Genomic DNA, 16,727 nt, shown 5'->3' on the forward strand with positions numbered 1-16,727 from the left:
GTGCCCGACCGGGTGTTACCCGGTCCTCCGGCGCGGTCACTGTCCGCCAAGCCTGGGGAGGCGCGGTGACCACCTTCGGTTACGCCGAACGACCGGCCGGCGTCACCGGCCCGGCCCAGCGCAACCCGCTCAACGAACGCGCGGACCCCGGCCCGCGGAGCGCCGACGGCCCGCTCGCGGTACGCGGTGACGGGCGACGCGTCCGCAGCCGCGCGCACCACACGAACGAGGCACCGCCCCGCCCCGCGACCCCGGGCGGCAACGCGAAGCCCACGACCGGCCGCCTGGGCAGCCCGACCCGCCCGACCATGCCGGTCCAGGCGCGACGCGGCGACGCGGCGACCGGGACCGAGCCGTCCGCCGCCGAGACCGCGATCCTGCCGGCGGTCACCACCGGTGACACCGCCGTGCTGCCCGCCGTACCGGCCGCCGCGCCCGCCACCGGCTTCCCCAGCCGCCCCGACCCGTCCGACCCGGCCACCGAGGTGTGGACGCTGGTCGAACGCGCGCAGGCGGGCGAGTCCGAGGCGTTCGGGCTGATCTATGACAGGTACGTCGACACCGTCTTCCGGTTCGTCTACTTCCGCGTCGGCAACCGCCAGCTCGCCGAGGACCTCACCTCCGACACGTTCCTGCGGGCGCTCAAGCGGATCGGCAGCTTCACCTGGCAGGGACGCGACCTCGGCGCCTGGCTTGTCACCATCGCCCGCAACCTGGTCGCCGACCACTTCAAGTCCGGGCGCTACCGGCTGGAGGTCACCACCGGTGACGTCCTGGACGCCGACCGGGAGGACCGCGGGCCCGAGGGCAGCCCCGAGGCGGCGGTGGTGGAACACATCACGAACGTCGCCCTGCTCACCGCCGTCAAGCAGCTCAACCCGGAGCAGCAGGAGTGCATCGTGCTGCGGTTCCTCCAGGGCTTCTCGGTGGCCGAGACGGCCCGCGCCATGGGCAAGAACGAGGGCGCCATCAAGGCCCTGCAGTACCGGGCGGTCCGGGCGCTGGCCCGGCTGCTGCCCGACGGCTTCCACTCCTGATCGGTCCGACCCGGCCGGCGCACGCTCGCCGGGCGGTGTCGCATGCCCGACGTACCCCACCCCGCCCCTCACTCCCGGTGATTTCGCCGCCGCCCCAGCCGTAACCGGCAACCGGCGCGGTCCGTTTCTCCGGGTGCGACCAGTGGTTGTCCCGGCGTCCCCCGGGCCACCCGGTCCGGCGGGTCAGGTCGGCCGTTCCGGTCGGCTTCGGGCCACACGCTGCCACCGGTCGCTGGTGACGACGACGGCCGCCCGGCCGTGACCAGCGAGAGGGGGTGCCGCGGTGGACAGCGACCTCTTCTCCCGTCGGCGAGCCGAGCGCTTCGCGCAACTCCTCGACGAGGCCAACGGCGGACGCCGGCACCACGTCCGGTCCAAGGCGGACGGTGAACTCACCGCGCTCGTCGAGGTCAGCCGCCGGATCACCGCCGAGCGGCCCGACGTCGAGGTGGACGCCGAGTTCCGTACCGGCCTGCGGGCAATGCTCGTGGCCACCGCCGAACGCGAGGGCGTCGGCGCTCCGGACAAGACCGGCACCTCCGGCGTACGCGGCGCGCTGCTCCCCGCCATCACCGGCCGCCGGGCACGGGCCCGGGGCGCGATCCTGGTCGGCGTGGCCGCCGGGGCGATCGCCCTCTCCGGCATCTCCGCCGCCAGCGAGAACGCGCTGCCCGGTGACGCCCTGTACGGCATGAAGCGCTCCACCGAGCGCGCCCAGCTCGCGCTCGCCAGCTCGGACATCAGCCGTGGGCAGCTCTTCCTCGACTTCGCCCGCACCCGGCTCGACGAGGCCGCCTCGGTGCGCGACGACCGGCTCGGCTTCAGCGCCGTCCTGGACGACATGGACGCGGACACCCGCCAGGGCGTACGCCTGCTGACCACTGTCGCCGCGCAGCGCTCCGACCCGGCGGCGCTGGACGCGGTGGACACGTTCCTCGCCGGCCAGCGCCGGGTGGTCAGCGGCCTGCTCGACCGGCCCGACCACGCCGACCGGGAGCGCACCCGGCGCTCGCTGTCCCTGCTCGACGCGGCCGGCAAGCGCGCCGACGCGCTCCGCGAGGCGATCGCCTGCGGGCTGCCCGCGCCGCAGGCCAGCGACATGCTCGGGCCCGCGCCGTCCACCTGCCCGGCCGACCGCTGAGCGGTCGACGCCTACCGCGCCACACTTCTCCCGGCGGACACCCGGCCGTCACACCGTGCCGGATACGCTCGACTCGGAGCACGTTCGCGTCGTCGAGGCAGGGAGGTCGCCGTGGCCGGGAGCCGGAAGGTGACCGTCAGCACCGACGCGCACGGGCACACCGCGGGCTGGTCGGAGACCCCCTCGGCGCCGGCGACGACAGTCACGCCCGACCCCACTGCGGCCGCGTTCTTCGACGTGGACAACACGATGATGCAGGGCGCGTCGATCTACTGGTTCGCCCGCGGGCTGGCCGCCCGGAAGTACTTCACCACCGGCGACCTGGCCCGGTTCGCCTGGCAGCAGGCGCGGTTCCGGCTGCTCGCCACCGAGCACGCGGGCGACATGTCGCAGGCCAAGGAGGCCGCGCTCGCCTTCGTCCAGGGCTGGCGGGTCGACGACATCGAGCGCCTCGCCGACGAGATCTTCGACGAGCTGATGGCGCCGCGCATCTGGGCCGGCACCCGTCGCCTCGCCCAGCGTCACCTCGACGCGGGCGAGCGGGTGTGGCTGGTCAGCGCCGCCCCGGTGGAGATCGGCCGGGTGATCGCGACCCGGCTCGGCCTGACCGGCGCGATCGGCACTGTGGCCGAGGTGGTCGACGGCGCGTACACCGGTCGGCTGGTCGGTGACCTGATGCACGGGCCGGCGAAGGCCGAGGCGGTCACCCAGCTCGCCGCCGTGGAAGGGCTGGACCTGGCCCGGTGCGCCGCCTACAGCGACTCGGCGAACGACCTGCCGATGCTCTCCGCCGTCGGCCGCGCGGTGGCGGTGAACCCCGATCCGGCGCTGCTGCGGCAGGCCCGCGAGCGGGGCTGGGACGTGCGCGACTTCCGCACCGGGCGTCGGGCCGCACGCATCGCCGTGCCCTCCACCGCGGCGGCCGGGCTGCTCGCCGGCGCGGTCACGGCCGGCCTGGCGCTGCACCGGCGCCGCCACCGCGACGCCTGACCGACGCGGCCCGGCTCAGGGGCCGAACGGGTCCGGCCGGCGTTCGAGCAGCTTGTGCAGCGTCTGCTGGATCGTCTCCCGCACCTGGTCGGCGAGGTTGAACACCACGAGCGGGTCGTCCGCCGCGTCACGCAGGTGCGCGGTCGGGATCGGCGGGCAGAACTCGATCAGCCACTTGCTCGGCAGCGGCACCATGCCCAGCGGCCCCAGCCAGGGGAACGTCGGCGTGACCGGGAAGTACGGCAGTTTGAGCAGCCGGGCCAGCGGCTTGATGTCGGCGAGCATCGGATAGATCTCCTCGCCGCCGACTATCGCGACCGGCACGATCGGCGTCCCGGTGCGCAGCGCGGCGGAGACGAACCCGCCCCGCCCGAAGCGCTGGAGCTTGTAGCGGTCGGCGTAGAGCTTGCCGACGCCCTTGAAGCCCTCCGGGAACACGCCCACCAGCTCCCCGTTGCCGAGCAGCCGCTCCGCGTCCGGGTTGCACGCGACGGTGCCGCCGGTCTTGCGGGCGATCTCGGAGACGACGGGCATCCGGAAGACCAGGTCGGCGCCGAGCAGCCGCAGGTAGCGGTGCGCCGGGTGCCGGTCGTGCAGCGCGGTGGAGAGGATCAGCGCGTCGAGCGCCACGGTGCCGGAGTGGTTGCCCACGACGAGGCCGGCGCCCTCGTCCGGTACGTGCTCGATGCCGCTGACCTCGGTGCGGAACCAGTCCCGGTAGAGCAGCCGGACCAGCGGGTGGACGACCGCGTCGGTCAGGTCGGGGTCGAAGCCGAACTCGTCGACCTCGTAGTCACCGGCGAGCCGCCGCCGCAGGAACGCCAGCCCCTGGGCCACCTTGCGGTCCCAGTGGTCCCCCGGCCGGTCGGCCACCGCCGGGCCGTTCGGCGTCTCACCGGCCGGCTTGCTCCCGGCCGTCGGCTCAGCCACCGCCTTCTTCGCCACCGCCTTCTTGGCGACGGCTTTCTTGGCGACGGTCTTCTTGGCGACCGTCTTCTTCGCCGGCTGCTGGGGCGTGGCCGGGCCGGGAACGCCCGCGCCGGCGGCGGCACCCGGCTCGTCGGCGGAGGTGTCCGGCTCGTCCGGCGATGCCGCCGGGCGGGCGGACGGCGCGGTCACCCGGCGGTGCCCGTTGCGCCGCGCCGGCTCCGCGCCCGGATCCGGCACACCCAGCGGTACGTCGAAGCGCCCGTCACGCCGCTCGTCGGGGCTGCTCACGAACGCTCCCGGACGGTCGAGCGGACCTGCCGGATGCTTTCCAGCACCAACTGCTCGGCGGCGGCGAGTTGATCGCGGGTCACCACGACCCCGCCGTGGTGGGCGCGGATGAAGTCGTCGAACGCGGCGGCGGTCGAACGGGGCGTGAAGCCGTACTCCCGCTCCAGTCGGCTGGTGTCCACCACCCGGCCGTGCACGAAGAGGTCCACCTGGTCCAAGCCGTACCGGCCGAAGCCCAGACTACGGGCGATCGCCGCGACCCCGGCCAGGCCCGGTTCCAGCACCGGCACCGCCACCCGGCCGGCCCGGCGGATCGCCTGCGACAGCGACAGCACACCCGGCCCGGCGACGTTGTACGTGCCCGGGTGGTCCTCGGCGACCGACCGGTGCAGCACCTCCAACGCGTCGTCGAAGTGCACGAACTGCAGGCGCGGGTCGCGGCCGAAGACGGTGGGCACCACCGGCTGGGAGAAGTAGCGGGTGAGCGTGGTGTCGGCGGCGTACCCGATGAACGGCGCGAAACGCAGCACCGTCGCGGTGACGTCGGGCCGGCGGCGGCGGAACCCGCGGACGTACCCCTCGATGTCGAGGATGTCGCGGCCGAAACCGCCGCGCGGCACCTCGCGCGGCTCGGTCTCCTCGGTGAAGACGGCCGGATCGCGGAACGACACCCCGTACGCGGCGGTGGACGAGCGGACCACGAGCTTGCGCAGCCGGGGCGCGCGTTGCGCGGCGGCGAGCAGCTGCATGGTGCCGATGACGTTCTGTTCCTTCATCCCCGCCCGGCCGCCCTGCTGCGGGTCGGGGGCGGTGACGAGCGCCAGGTGCACCACGGTGTCGACGTCGAGGTCGTGCAGGAGGCCGCCGAGCGAGTCGAGGTCCAGGCGGATGCGTTCGACGTCGGAGAGCAGGTCGGTCAGCTCGGGGTTGGGTGGTGCCGGGTCGACCCCGATGACGCGTTCGATGCGCTCGTCGGCGGCGAGCCGGGCGGCCACGTGGGCGCCGAGCCAGCGCCCGACCCCGGTGACGACGACGACCCCCGGGGCACCGGAGGTGTCACCGGGGGTCATGTCGTGCGCCTAGCGCGGCAGGCGGGATCGAGCCGGGACGTCCGCGGCCTGATCACCTGAGCCTCCGAGGGTCGACAGTTGGCAAGTGGTGCCGGTGCCGGGCTGCTGCCCGGCCCCGGTCACTTGCCGAGACGGCGACGCTGGACGCGGGTCTTGCGCAGCAGCTTGCGGTGCTTCTTCTTAGCCATGCGCTTGCGGCGCTTCTTGACCACCGAGCCCATACGACAGCCTTTCGATGCAACGTGCGGGGCGGACCGGACGGCACCACCACGGGTGGCGCCGTGACCGCTTGCGGACAACGGACCGGACCAGCGTGGTGGGCAGGGCACACCAGAGAGCGGTCACGGTCGTGGCCCAGCCTAACCGGAGTGCGTCAGCAGGACCAACGCGCCCCCGTCGATGCCCCTTTTCGTCGCACTCGGCGGACGGTGCGCCGAGGGCTCAGGCGGACTCCTGGAAGGCGCCCCGGAGGTATTCGTGCACGGCGTGCTCGGGCACCCGGAACGACCGGCCGACCCGTACCGCGGTCAGCTCACCGCTGTGCACGAGGCGGTAGACGGTCATCTTGGAGACCCGCATGACCGTCGCCACCTCGGCGACGGTCAGGAACCTGACATCCGACAGCCGTGCGTCGGACTGCGACCCGGCCATGGCTCACCGACCCATTCCCGTGCCCGGCGCGTGTCACCGGGCAGGTGTTCCCGCCTCGACGAGCGACGCGCGTGTAACCAGTACGGTAGCGGGACGGCTGTGACCTGCGCGATCCCTTCCACCCTTTGATCATGGCGAGACAGCCGTTCACCCGATGTCCACCAGGGCTTTTTCGCCCGGACGGGTGTCTCGTCCGATCCGGGCGCCGCCGTCTACTCGGCGCGCAGCGCCACCACCGGGTCGAGCCGTCCGGCCCGCTGCGCCGGCACCACGCCGAAGACGATGCCGACCGCCGCGGAGACGCCGAACGCCAGCGCCAGCGACCACCAGGTGATCGCCGCCGGGATCGGCGAGAACGCGTCCACGAGCAGTGCGGTGCCGACGCCCAGCGCCATCCCGGTCAGGCCGCCGACCGAGGTGAGCAGCACCGCCTCCAGCAGGAACTGCACGCCGATGTCGCGGGGGCGGGCGCCGACCGCCTTGCGCAGGCCGATCTCGCGGGTTCGCTCGCGTACCGAGACCAGCATGATGTTGGAGACGCCGACGCCGCCGACGAGCAGCGAGATGCCCGCGATGGCGGCCAGTACGCCGGTCAGGACGCCCAGGATGTCGCCGAGCACGCCGAGGATCTGCCGCTGGGTGACGGCGCTGAACTCGGTGTCCGGGTGCCGGCGGGACAGCTCCGCGACGATCCGGTCACCGAGTTCGTCGATCCGCTCCCGGTCCGGCGCCTTCACCGCGATGCCGTCGATGCGCTGGGTGCCCCACAGCCGTTGCGCCGCCGTGACCGGTACGTGCACCTCGTCGTCCCGGTCCACGCCGAGGCTCTGCCCGAGCGGGGCGAAGACGCCGATCACCCGGAACCGCACGCCGGCCAGCGTGACCTGCTGGCCGAGCGGATCCCGGTCGGGGAACAGGGCCTGGGCCACCGAGTCGCCGAGCACCGCCACCCGGCGGCTGGTGTCCACGTCCGCCCCGGTGAGGTAGCGGCCCCGCGACAGCGACCTGGTGAACACCGACGGGGTGGTCTCCAGGACGCCCTGCACGGTGGTGAAGTCGGACCGGTTGCCGGCCCGCGCGGTCGCGCCGGAGGCCACCGTGACGGCGACCCGGCCGGGGTCGCCGACCACCCGGGAGACCGCGTCGGCGTCGCTGAGGTCCAGCGGCGAGACCACAGGCGCGTTGCCCACCTCGATCCGGCCCGGCACCACCAGCAGCAGGTTCGAGCCGAGCCCTTCGACCTGCTGCTCGACCTGCTGCTTCGTGCCGGTGCCGATGGCCACCAGGATCACCACCGAGGCCACCCCGATGATCACCCCGAGCATGGTCAGCAGGCTGCGCATCCGGTTGGCCCGCAGCGCGTCCGACGCCACCCGCCACGCCTCGGCGAGCCTCATCCGGCGCCGCCCTGCTGACGGCCGTCCGCGGCCCGCGGAAGGCGCCCGGTGGCCCCGGTGGCGCCACCGGGGCCACCGGGCGGGTGCCCCGGGCCGCTTCCGGACGCGAACCGGGGCTCCGCGCTGGGAGCGGGGTCCAGTGTCGCAGGTACGCCGGAGCCGTCCGACGGCGGTCGATCATGAAGGCTGTCGGACCGGATCAGCCCGTCCCGTACCGCGATGCGCCGGTGTGCCCGGGCGGCCACCTCCTGGTCGTGGGTCACCATCACCAGCGCCACCCCGGACTCGGCGTTCAACTGTTCCAGCAGTTCCAGCACCGCCTCGCCGGTGGCGCTGTCCAGGTTGCCGGTCGGCTCGTCGGCGAGCAGCACCGCCGGTTCGGTGACCAGCGCACGGGCGATCGCCACCCGCTGCTGCTCGCCGCCGGAGAGCTGGTTGGGCCGGTGGTGCAGCCGGTGGCCGAGCCCCACCCGGCCCAGCATCGCCGCCGCCCGTTCCCGCCGCTGCCGCGCCCCGACACCCCGGTAGACGAGCGGCAACGCCACGTTGTCCACAGCCGACGTACGGGCCAGTAGGTGGAACGCCTGGAACACGAAGCCGATCGTCTCGTTGCGCAGCGTCGCCAGCTCCGGCGCGGTGAGCGTGGTCACGTCCCGCCCGCCGATCACCAGCCGGCCGCCGCTGGGCCGGTCCAGCCCGCCGAGCAGGTGCATGAGCGTCGACTTGCCCGAGCCGGAGGGGCCGATCACCGCCACGTACTCGCCCTGGTCGATGGTGAGCGACACCCCGCGCAGCGCGGACACCGAGACGCCGTCCAGCTCGTACGTGCGCCAGACGTCGACCGCCTCGACCGCCGGTACGGTCACCGCAGTTCCTGGCCGTCGCGTACCTGGTCGGCGCCGCGCACCACCACCCGGTCACCGGCCCGTACGCCGTCGACGATCTGCACCAGGTCCTGCCCCTGCACGCCCACCGTCACCGGCACCCGGTCGGCCCGGCCGTCGCGCAGCACCCAGACGGCGTCCCGCCCGTCGGCCGAGAACACCGCCGACGCCGGCACCGCCACCGCGTCGGCGGCCTCCCGCACCCGCAGCCGTACCACGGCGTTCATGCCGGGGCGGGGTGCCGGGGCGGCCTCGGCCTCACCGAGGCGGCCGGCGCCCAGGTCGAGCCGGACCCGGTAGGTGACGCCACCCCGCGCCGAGCTGGTCGGCAGCACGTCCACCGACCGCACCGTGGCGTCGTACGTCGCGCCGGTCACCGCGTCCAGCTCGACCGAGGCGGGCACCCCGGCCCGGACCAGCAGCACGTCGGTCTCGTCCACCTCGGCGAGCAGGCCGAGCCGGCCGATGTCCACCACGGTGAGCACCGGCGTGCCGGCGGTGACCCGGCCACCGGCCGGGATCGCGTCGTCCACCCCCGGCGGCGGGCCGCCCTGCCCGCCACCGGCCAGCGCCGACGGGTCGAGACCGGGCACCCCCGCGCCACCCGCCGCACCGAGCAGCCCGGCCAGGTCGGCCGGTGCCGTCGACCGGGTGCCACCCGGCTGCACCACACCGGCGATCGGCGCGCGCAACGTCAACGCGTCCACAGTCGCCTTCGCCAGGTCGTACGCCTGCTGGGCCTGGAGTCGTTGCGCGGCCGACAGCGCGCCGACGGCGCTGTTCAGGCCGGCGACGCCGCGCTGCACCTGGGCCACGGCCCGGTCGGCGGCGCGGGCGGCCGACTCGTACTGCCGCTGCGCCGACTGGACCTGGAGCAGCAGCGCGGCGCGTACCTGCGGGTCGCCGACCTTGCCCGCGGCGGCGCGGGCGGCGGCGAACGCCTCGTCGGCGGCCCGGTCGGTGCCGCGCCGGCTGCCGCCCAGGTCGCCGGTGCCGGCGCCCCGCCCGGCCCGCTTCGCCGCGCGCAGCGCGTCCCGCGCCTTCGCCAGGCGGTCCCGGGCCGACGGCGAGTCGATCACCGCGAGTACCTGCCCCCGGCTCACCCGCTGCCCCGGCTGCACCCGCAGACGGGCGAGCGTGCCGTCGGCGGGCGCGGTGAGCGTGGCGGCGGCCCGCGCGGTGACTGTGGCCGGGGCGTCGATCACCTCGCTGACCGGCGCGCGGCCCACCTCGGCGACGGTGACCGCCGGGGCGTCGTCGCCGCAGGACGCGGCGGTCGTGCCGGTCAGCGCGACGACGGCGAGCACCGCGGTGACGAGACGGGGGCGGCGGGCCGCGGGCAGCCGCGGCGAGGGAGTGCGGGCCACCCGGCCCATGCTACGACCCGTCGACAGGTGTCGACGTTCAGCCGACGACGGCCCGGACGTAGGCCACGCAGTCGTCGTGCAGCATCGACCACGTGTCGCCGAACACCTCGTCGGCGGCCTGCTCCGGGGTCCGGCCCTGGTGCACCACGGCCCGGTAGAAGTCCAGCATCCGCTGCTCGCCGTACCTGTCGACGAGATGGCGTACGGCCAGGTAGCCGACGCCGTACGCGCCACCGACCCGGTCGTCGCTCGCGTCGTCGGCCGGCGCCACCTCGTCCAGCCGCCCGGACCAGCCGCCGCGCAGCAGGTCCCGCACCTCGGTCAGGCCGTCGTAGCGGTGCACCGGCTGGCCGTCGGCACCGGCGTACTCGGCCAGCCCCTCCACCAGCCACCAGTCCGCGCGGTCGGCGTAGCCCCGGTCGGGCAGCGAGGCGGCGTGGGTCAGCTCGTGCCGGAGCAGGTCGTCGAGGCCGGCCGGGGTGACGATCTGGGCGTTGAGCACGACGTCGTGACGCCCACCGCCGACACCCACCGCGTAACCGGCTGTCCACTTCGGCCGCCCGCCGCCGTACCAGCGCTGCCACTCGCCCTTCCCGGCGTAGTAGACGAGATACCGGTCCGGCGGCCGGCCGCCGATCGCGTACCGGTCCGCGGCCCGTGCCGCCGTCTCGGCCTGGGCGAGCAGGCCGGGCAACCTGCGCCGCTGGGCCGCCGTGGTGGCCACCACCACCCGCTTGCCGACCGTCACGGCCAGATCGTTCGCCTGCCACGGCCGTACACCGGCCGGATCCGCCTCGGACGGTTCCAACGCGGTCAGCCGGGGTTCCTCCCCCGCCAGCCGCCAGCGCGCGCCCAGCTCCACAGTGCTCGGCGCACAGTCCGGCACCACGAAGCAGTAGCCCACAGTCACCGTCTGCCGCCACTCCCCCGGCCGCCCCTCGACAGCCTCCGGCACCCCGTCGGCCGCCGGCCGCCACACGGTGACCCGCAGCGCCCGCAGCGCCGCGTACCGGCGGCTCAGCGCCGGCCGGGCCGCCGGCTCGGCGACCGCAAGGAAGCCCGCCCGGTCCGCGCCGACGAGCGCGGCGGCCTGCCGGTCCAGCAGCGCGAGCATCCGCTCGCCGAGCCGCCGCTGCGCCGCCGTGCCCGGGTCGTCCTTCGCGGCCGGCCGCCCGGCCGCGTCGGGCGCCGACTCCCGCAGGAGTACGCCGGGCACCGCGCCCGCCACCAGGCCGAGCGCGAGCCCGAGCGCGGTCCAGAGCAGCCACCGCCGCCGGTGCCGCACCGCCCGCGCCGGGTCCGGCTGCGCCGGCGGTACGGGGTACGGCGCCGGACCGGCGGCGAAGTGCGGCAACGACGCCGCGTCCGGTGCCGGTGCCGGTGCCGGTGCCGGTGCCGGTGCCGGTGCCGGTGCCGGTGCCGGTGCCGGTGCCGGTGCGATGGTGTCGACGGCGGCGTCCACGCCGGCGGGAGTGGCGGCGTTTTCGGCGCGGGTGTCGTCAGCGCTGGCGTCGGCGGCGGCGTTGACGGTGGGACGAGGCTCGTCGCCGTCCGTCGTCCGGCCGGGAGGCTGCTCGTCGCCGTCGGTCACCGGCGAAGGGTACGACCAATCGGGCGTTCCGGGAAAGAGTCCCGCCGCGGTTCCGCCGCACCCCGAGATCTTGGTAGGAAAGTGCCCCCAGAGGGGCCGAATCCTTCCAAGATCTCTCAGATCGGGGTGCCGGTCAGCGTGAGCGCGGTCTTGTCGGCTGCCCACAGGGCCACCAGGGCCACTCCGGGGGCGGCGTGGCCGGCCACGGTCAGCAGCACGCCGCCGGTCAGGAAGCAGGCGGCCTGGACGGCGAGCTTGGCCGGGTCGGGCAGCGTCACGGAGGCACGCGGCGAGCAGAACAGGCCCCACACCACGGCGATCACCAGCGGCGTACCGAGCCCGGCCAGCAGGCGTACCGGCCAGCCGGCGCCGAGCGTGAAGCCCCAGTATCCGGCCGAGCCCAGCAGGGCCACTTCCAGCAGGAAGATCACGCCGAGCAACAGGGCCGTCATCGGTTCTCCCAGGAGAGGTAGGCGCGGTCCAGGCCGGCGATCATCTCGCCGAAGGAACGGTCGGTGTCGCGGGGCAGCCCGAATCCGCCCGCCGCCTCCAGGGCGACGAAGCCGTGCACGGCGGCCCGGAACATCCGGATGGCGTCGGTGGCGGCGTCGCCGTCGAGGCCGTACCCGAGCAGGATGGCGCGGACCGCGCCGACCGCGCGCTGCCCGGCGGTCAGGTGGTCGGGGTCGGCCGGGTCGGGTGCCCGCTGGGCGGCCGGGTAGCGGCCGGGGTGCTGCCGCGCGTACTCCCGGTAGGCGGCGGCGACGGCGCGCAACGCGTCGCCACCGGCGCGACCCGCGGCGGCGGCCGTGAGCACGTCGGCGATCTCGGCGGTGGCGAGCACGGCGAGCTTCTGGTGCAGCGCGTCCGCGCCCCGGACGTGCTTGTAGAGGCTCGGCAGCGCGACGCCGAGCCGGGCGGCGAGCGCGGCCAGGGTCAGCTTCTCGTAGCCGACCTCGTCGGCGAGCGCGGCGGCCTCCCGCACGACAGTCGCCGGGGTCAGGCCGGCCCTAGGCACGCGCGGTCACCGCCAGGAACTCGACCAGGTCGGCGGCGGTGGCGTCGGGCTGGTCGGCGTGCGGGTAGTGCCCGGAGTCGGCGACCATCCGGGCCTCGGCCACGGCGAACAGCCGGCGTGCGGCCCGCGCCTCGGCGCCCGGGTCGGGGAAGTCCGGGTCCTTCGTGCCCATCAGCACCAGCACCGGCCGGCGCACCTCGGGCGCCCGGGCGGTCCAGTGCGGGTCGGCCGGTGCGATCACGCCGCGCACCGCGGCCATCCGGCCGCGCAGCTTGGCGACGAGCTCCTTGCGGTACGCGGCGTCGTCCGCCGGCCGCCCGCAGGGGAACAGCGTGCGGTGGAACAGCCCGAACAGCCGAGGGCTGCGCAGCACTGCCGCCTGCGCCACACGCATCAGCGGGTTCGGCTTGGGCGTGCCGACGAACGGGCTGACCTGCACGATGCCGCTGACCAGGTCGGGCGCCTCGGCGGTGGCGAAGACGATCGCGGCGGCGCTGGACGAGCTGCCGACCAGGGTGGCGGGCTCGCCGCCGAGCGCCCGCACCACGGCGAGCAGGTCGCCACCGACCTGCTCGGGGGCGTACGTGGGCCAGTGCGGGCTGGAGTCGCCGTGCCCGCGGACGTCGACAGCGGCGACCCGGTAGCCGGCCGCGACCAGCCGGGGCGTCAGGTGCCGGAAGGCGGCCCGGTTCTCCCCCATGCCGTGCGCGAGGACCACGAGCGGCCCCGACCCGTGCACCTCGTACGCGATCGTGCCGCCGTCCCGCGCCACCTGGCTAACCGTCATAGCCGTAAAGCTAATCCTATTAGCAAAGCCCCGTCAAGCTTGACCTCAACCCCGGTTGAGGTCGCACGATCCCGGCATGCCGATCACCGCCGACACGCACGTCCGCCTCGCCCGCCCGAGCCGCGACCTCGCCGCCGCCGAACGGTTCTGGACGCAGGGGCTCGGCCTGGACGTGCTCTACCGGAGCGAGGGCGGCCACGCGGACGAGCACGACCTGGTGATGCTCGGCCTGCCCGGGGCCGGTTGGCACCTGGAGCTGGTCGGCGGCGCCACGCTCACGGACGAGCCGCGTCCCACCGGAGAGGACCTGTTAGTGCTCTATCTCGACGGCCCGGCCGACGACGGGCTGGTCCCGAGAATGGAACGGGCCGGCGGGACCAGGGTCTCCGCCGGCCCGTACTGGGACAGGTGGGGTGTCACGTTCGCCGACCCGGACGGCTACCGCCTCGTGCTGTGCACCCGGGCCTGGTCGAACGGGTGACTCACTTCTTCGACAGCACCGCGCGGCCGAAGAACGCCAGGTTGGCCGGGCGCTCCGCGAGCCGGCGCATCAGGTAGCCGTACCACTGGTCGCCGTAGGGGACGTACGTCCGCACCGTGTAGCCCTCGGCGACCAGGCGCTGCTGCTCCTCCGGGCGGATGCCGTAGAGCATCTGGAACTCGAACCGGCCCGGGTCGCGGTCGAACCAGCGCGCCCGGTCCTCGCCGATCGCGATCAGGCGCGGGTCGTGCGTGGCGAGCATCGGGTAGCCGTCGCCGGACATCAGCACGTTCATACAGCGCACGTACGACTTGTCCACCTCGCGGGCGGACTGGTACGCCACCGACTCCGGCTCCTTGTACGCGCCCTTGCACAGCCGCACCCGCGACCCGGCCGAGGCCAGCTCCCGACAGTCCGACTCGGTCCGCCGCAGGTACGCCTGGAGCACCGCGCCCGTGCCCGGGTGGTCCTTGCGCAGCTTCGCCAGGATGTCCAGCGTCGAGTCGGTGGTGGTGTGGTCCTCCATGTCGAGCGTGACGGTGGTGCCCGCCGCGTCGGCCGCCGCGCAGATCGCCCGCGCGTTGTCGTACGCGAGCTGCTCGTCGAACATCTGGCCCAGCGCGGACAGCTTCACGCTGACCTCGGCGGCCGGGGTGAGCCCGGCGGCGGCGAGGCGGCTCAGCAGCGTGAGGTATTCGTCCCGGGTGGCGTTCGCCTGCTCCGGGGTGGTGGTGTCCTCGCCCAGGTAGTCGAGGGTGACCGCTTGGCCGTCGGCGACCAGCTCGCGGGTTGCGCGCAGCGCGTCGTCGGTGGCGGCGCCGGCGACGAACCGGCGGACGACGTCCCGGGTGAACGGGGCCGTCGCGACGAGCCGCTCCACCTGGGTAGACCGGGAGGCGGCGAGGATGACGGAACGGAGCATGAGCCGAGCGTAACGCTCACCACCGTGCCCTCGCCGGGTGCGTCCGAGGCCCGCCCCTCCCGTCCTCCGGCCCGGCCCGGGCACCCCCGGCTGGCGGGGATCGGCTACAACGTTCACGTGGATCGACGACACCCCCGGCGCCGGCTCCGCTCGGCCTCCGTGCAGCTCGGCGCGCTCACCGCGCTGGCCCTCGCGCTCTCCGGCTGCAACAACGGTTACGACGACGACGATGACGACTGCGCGCTCGGGCCGGCCGGCGGGGGTGGCGACACCGTCGCGGTCGCCCTGCTCGTGCCCGCGCCGGCCACCGCCGCGCGCGGCGAACCGGCCCCGACCGCCGCCCTGCCCGAGCGCGGCGGGTTCGGCACCCACCTCGCCTCCTGCGGCGGCTGACGTGCGCCGCGAGGCGAGCACGCCGCGCCCCGGCTGGGACGAGACCATCCGGGCCCAGGGCCTGGTGTACGTCGACACCGAGCTGCCCGACGGCGAGATCATGTCGTACTGGGACGAGACGGCCGCGTACTCGTTCACGCTCGACGAGGTGCTCCGGCTGGAGGAGGCCACGGAGGAGCTGCACCGGATGTCGGTGGCCGCTGCCGAGCACGTGGTGGCCCGCCGCCGGTACGCCGAGTTCGGCATCCCCGAGTGGGCCGCCGAGGCGGTCGCCCGCTCGCTGCGGGAGTCCCCGCCGACGCTCTACGGCCGGTTCGACCTCTGGTACGACGGCAGCGGGCCGCCGAAGATGCTGGAGTACAACGCCGACACCCCGACCGCGCTGGTCGAGGCGAGCATCGTGCAGTGGTACTGGCTGGAGCACACCCGCCCGGACGCGGACCAGTGGAACAGCCTGCACGAACGGCTGGTCGGCGCCTGGGCCAAGATCGGCGCCGGGTTGCACGAGCCGAGGGCGCACGTGCTCTGGTCCTCCGAGGAGGAGTCGGGCGAGGACCAGATCACCGCCGGCTACCTGGCCGAGACGGCCCGCCAGGCCGGGCTGGACGTGACGCTCATGCCGATCCAGCAGGTCGGCTGGGACGGGCGGCGCTTCGTCGACGCCGACGACCGGCCGATCACCACCTGCTTCAAGCTCTACCCCTGGGAGTGGATGCTCGCCGAGCCGTACGGACGGCCGGCGCTCGACCCGGGCACCCCCACCACCTGGATCGAGCCGGCGTGGAAGCTGCTGCTGTCGAACAAGGCGCTGCTCGCCGTGCTCTGGGAGATGTACCCGGGGCACGACTACCTGCTGCCCGCGTACCTGGACTCGCCGCGCGGCATGACCGAGTACGTGGCCAAGCCGCTGCTCGGCCGCGAGGGCGGCTCGGTACGCATCGTGACCGGCGACACCGAGATCACCAACCCGGGGATCTACGGCGACGAGGGCTTCTGCTTCCAGGAGTTCCGCGCGTTGCCCGAGTTCGAGGGCAACCGGACGGTGCTCGGGAGCTGGATCGTGGACGGCGAGTCGGCCGGCGCCGGGGTCCGCGAGAGCGAGAGCCTCATCACTGACGGTTACGCGCGGTTCCTGCCCCACTACATCGACGCACCGCGTGTGCTCTGAGTCGTCTACCGTTGGTGTCGTGAACTTCGACGCGTACGCCCGGACCGGGGTCGAGCTCGTCAACGCCCGGCTGGACGACCTGGACGGCCTGCGGGCCGTCTTCTCGGACGAGCAGGGCTGGATGCGCGACGAGGTCGCGGAACGGGACCTGGCGATCTTCCGGCGGGCGCAGAAGCGCCTCCGGGACGTCTTCGAGTACGGCACCTCTGGCCGGGACGCCGACGCGGTCGCCGAACTGAACGCGCTGCTGGAGGCGTTCCCGGTGCAGCCGCGCATCTCCGGGCACGACTCCTCCGACTGGCACATGCACGTGACCAGCCGGGGCGCGTCGGTCTCCTCCGAATACCTGGCCGGCGCGGTCTGGGGCCTGTCGGTGTGGCTGTGCGAGTACGGCAGCGCCCGCTTCGGGGTCTGCGCCGACGACCGCTGCGGCAACGTCTACCTGGACACCTCGTCCAACTGCTGCCGGCGGTTCTGCTCCGAGCGCTGCGCCACCCGCTCCCACGTGGCGGCGCATCGGGCCCGCAAGCGGGCCGCGGTCGGCGAGCAGGCCGTCCCGGCTCAGCCGCTGTCCCCGGTGAGCTGACCTCCGGCGCTCCGGCCGCCCTTGTG

Annotated in this window: 19 protein-coding genes; 7 read left to right on the forward strand and 12 right to left on the reverse strand. The window is 74.5% G+C overall.

All coding sequences use genetic code 11. From position 1 onward, the window contains the following. The first annotated feature begins 65 nt into the window (after positions 1 to 65). From CLT75_RS21400 to CLT75_RS21410, 3 genes are all read left to right on the forward strand, one after another. Positions 66 to 1,037 (forward strand): ECF subfamily RNA polymerase sigma factor, BldN family, encoded by a 972-nt coding sequence (locus tag CLT75_RS21400; protein ID WP_135242172.1) that lies wholly within the window; start codon positions 66 to 68, stop codon positions 1,035 to 1,037. A 283-nt stretch (positions 1,038 to 1,320) separates the two neighbouring features. Then, a complete protein-coding gene (locus CLT75_RS21405) occupies positions 1,321 to 2,178 on the forward strand; it encodes a DUF5667 domain-containing protein (protein ID WP_135242173.1) in 858 nt (285 codons plus the stop codon). Between the two features lie 111 nt (positions 2,179 to 2,289). Then, positions 2,290 to 3,168 (forward strand): HAD-IB family hydrolase, encoded by an 879-nt coding sequence (locus CLT75_RS21410; RefSeq protein ID WP_135242174.1) that lies wholly within the window; start codon positions 2,290 to 2,292, stop codon positions 3,166 to 3,168. 15 nt (positions 3,169 to 3,183) lie between these two features. Here the strand turns inward: CLT75_RS21410 and CLT75_RS21415 are convergent, their stop codons facing one another. The 11 genes from CLT75_RS21415 to CLT75_RS21470 all read right to left on the reverse strand — a co-directional run bounded on the left by CLT75_RS21415 (position 3,184) and on the right by CLT75_RS21470 (position 13,151). Then, positions 3,184 to 4,041, reverse strand: a complete 858-nt coding sequence (locus CLT75_RS21415; RefSeq protein WP_030269196.1) for a lysophospholipid acyltransferase family protein — start codon at positions 4,039 to 4,041, stop codon at positions 3,184 to 3,186. A gap of 341 nt (positions 4,042 to 4,382) precedes the next feature. Beyond that, positions 4,383 to 5,456: an NAD-dependent epimerase/dehydratase family protein gene (locus CLT75_RS21425; protein ID WP_135242177.1), complete on the reverse strand. Its 1,074-nt coding sequence runs from the start codon at positions 5,454 to 5,456 to the stop codon at positions 4,383 to 4,385. 119 nt (positions 5,457 to 5,575) lie between these two features. Next, the gene (locus CLT75_RS21430; RefSeq protein ID WP_007465623.1) at positions 5,576 to 5,677 is read right to left on the reverse strand and encodes a 30S ribosomal protein bS22; all 102 of its coding nucleotides are present in this window, start codon (positions 5,675 to 5,677) and stop codon (positions 5,576 to 5,578) included. A 220-nt stretch (positions 5,678 to 5,897) separates the two neighbouring features. Next, positions 5,898 to 6,107, reverse strand: a complete 210-nt coding sequence (locus tag CLT75_RS21435; RefSeq protein ID WP_013288759.1) for a helix-turn-helix domain-containing protein — start codon at positions 6,105 to 6,107, stop codon at positions 5,898 to 5,900. Between the two features lie 212 nt (positions 6,108 to 6,319). Beyond that, a complete protein-coding gene (locus CLT75_RS21440) occupies positions 6,320 to 7,504 on the reverse strand; it encodes an ABC transporter permease (RefSeq protein ID WP_135242178.1) in 1,185 nt (394 codons plus the stop codon). Further along, positions 7,501 to 8,370 (reverse strand): ABC transporter ATP-binding protein, encoded by an 870-nt coding sequence (locus CLT75_RS21445; protein ID WP_135242179.1) that lies wholly within the window; start codon positions 8,368 to 8,370, stop codon positions 7,501 to 7,503. The genes CLT75_RS21440 and CLT75_RS21445 overlap by 4 nt, the downstream gene beginning before the upstream one ends. Continuing rightward, positions 8,367 to 9,764, reverse strand: a complete 1,398-nt coding sequence (locus CLT75_RS21450; RefSeq protein WP_135242180.1) for an efflux RND transporter periplasmic adaptor subunit — start codon at positions 9,762 to 9,764, stop codon at positions 8,367 to 8,369. The genes CLT75_RS21445 and CLT75_RS21450 overlap by 4 nt, the downstream gene beginning before the upstream one ends. A gap of 28 nt (positions 9,765 to 9,792) precedes the next feature. Then, positions 9,793 to 11,346, reverse strand: a complete 1,554-nt coding sequence (locus CLT75_RS21455; RefSeq protein WP_135242181.1) for a hypothetical protein — start codon at positions 11,344 to 11,346, stop codon at positions 9,793 to 9,795. A gap of 116 nt (positions 11,347 to 11,462) precedes the next feature. After that, positions 11,463 to 11,798: a YrdB family protein gene (locus tag CLT75_RS21460; RefSeq protein WP_135242182.1), complete on the reverse strand. Its 336-nt coding sequence runs from the start codon at positions 11,796 to 11,798 to the stop codon at positions 11,463 to 11,465. After that, complete coding sequence (locus tag CLT75_RS21465; protein ID WP_135242183.1) at positions 11,795 to 12,364, reverse strand: TetR-like C-terminal domain-containing protein; 570 nt, start codon at positions 12,362 to 12,364, stop codon at positions 11,795 to 11,797. Before CLT75_RS21465 ends, CLT75_RS21460 begins: the two co-directional genes overlap by 4 nt. Further along, the gene (locus CLT75_RS21470; RefSeq protein WP_135242184.1) at positions 12,357 to 13,151 is read right to left on the reverse strand and encodes an alpha/beta fold hydrolase; all 795 of its coding nucleotides are present in this window, start codon (positions 13,149 to 13,151) and stop codon (positions 12,357 to 12,359) included. Before CLT75_RS21470 ends, CLT75_RS21465 begins: the two co-directional genes overlap by 8 nt. Before the next feature lie 76 nt (positions 13,152 to 13,227). On the opposite strand from CLT75_RS21470, the gene CLT75_RS21475 reads away from it, so the two are divergent. After that, positions 13,228 to 13,632, forward strand: a complete 405-nt coding sequence (locus CLT75_RS21475; RefSeq protein ID WP_135242185.1) for a VOC family protein — start codon at positions 13,228 to 13,230, stop codon at positions 13,630 to 13,632. Position 13,633: 1 nt separating this feature from the next. Here CLT75_RS21475 and CLT75_RS21480 read toward each other — a convergent pair whose 3' ends face one another. Then, positions 13,634 to 14,554: a proline dehydrogenase family protein gene (locus CLT75_RS21480; RefSeq protein ID WP_135242186.1), complete on the reverse strand. Its 921-nt coding sequence runs from the start codon at positions 14,552 to 14,554 to the stop codon at positions 13,634 to 13,636. Positions 14,555 to 14,671: 117 nt separating this feature from the next. On the opposite strand from CLT75_RS21480, the gene CLT75_RS21485 reads away from it, so the two are divergent. Genes CLT75_RS21485 through CLT75_RS21495 form a run of 3 tightly spaced genes read left to right on the forward strand, consistent with a single transcriptional unit; the run spans position 14,672 to position 16,701 of the window. Beyond that, positions 14,672 to 14,947, forward strand: coding sequence for a hypothetical protein (locus CLT75_RS21485; protein ID WP_225319763.1), 276 nt, complete (start codon positions 14,672 to 14,674; stop codon positions 14,945 to 14,947). Between the two features lies 1 nt (position 14,948). Further along, positions 14,949 to 16,115: a glutathionylspermidine synthase family protein gene (locus tag CLT75_RS21490; RefSeq protein WP_135242187.1), complete on the forward strand. Its 1,167-nt coding sequence runs from the start codon at positions 14,949 to 14,951 to the stop codon at positions 16,113 to 16,115. 19 nt (positions 16,116 to 16,134) lie between these two features. Continuing rightward, on the forward strand, positions 16,135 to 16,701 hold the full coding sequence (locus tag CLT75_RS21495; protein WP_135242188.1) for a CGNR zinc finger domain-containing protein: 567 nt from the start codon (positions 16,135 to 16,137) through the stop codon (positions 16,699 to 16,701). Positions 16,702 to 16,727 lie beyond the last annotated feature (26 nt).

Source organism: Micromonospora sp. CNZ285 (assembly GCF_004637285.1).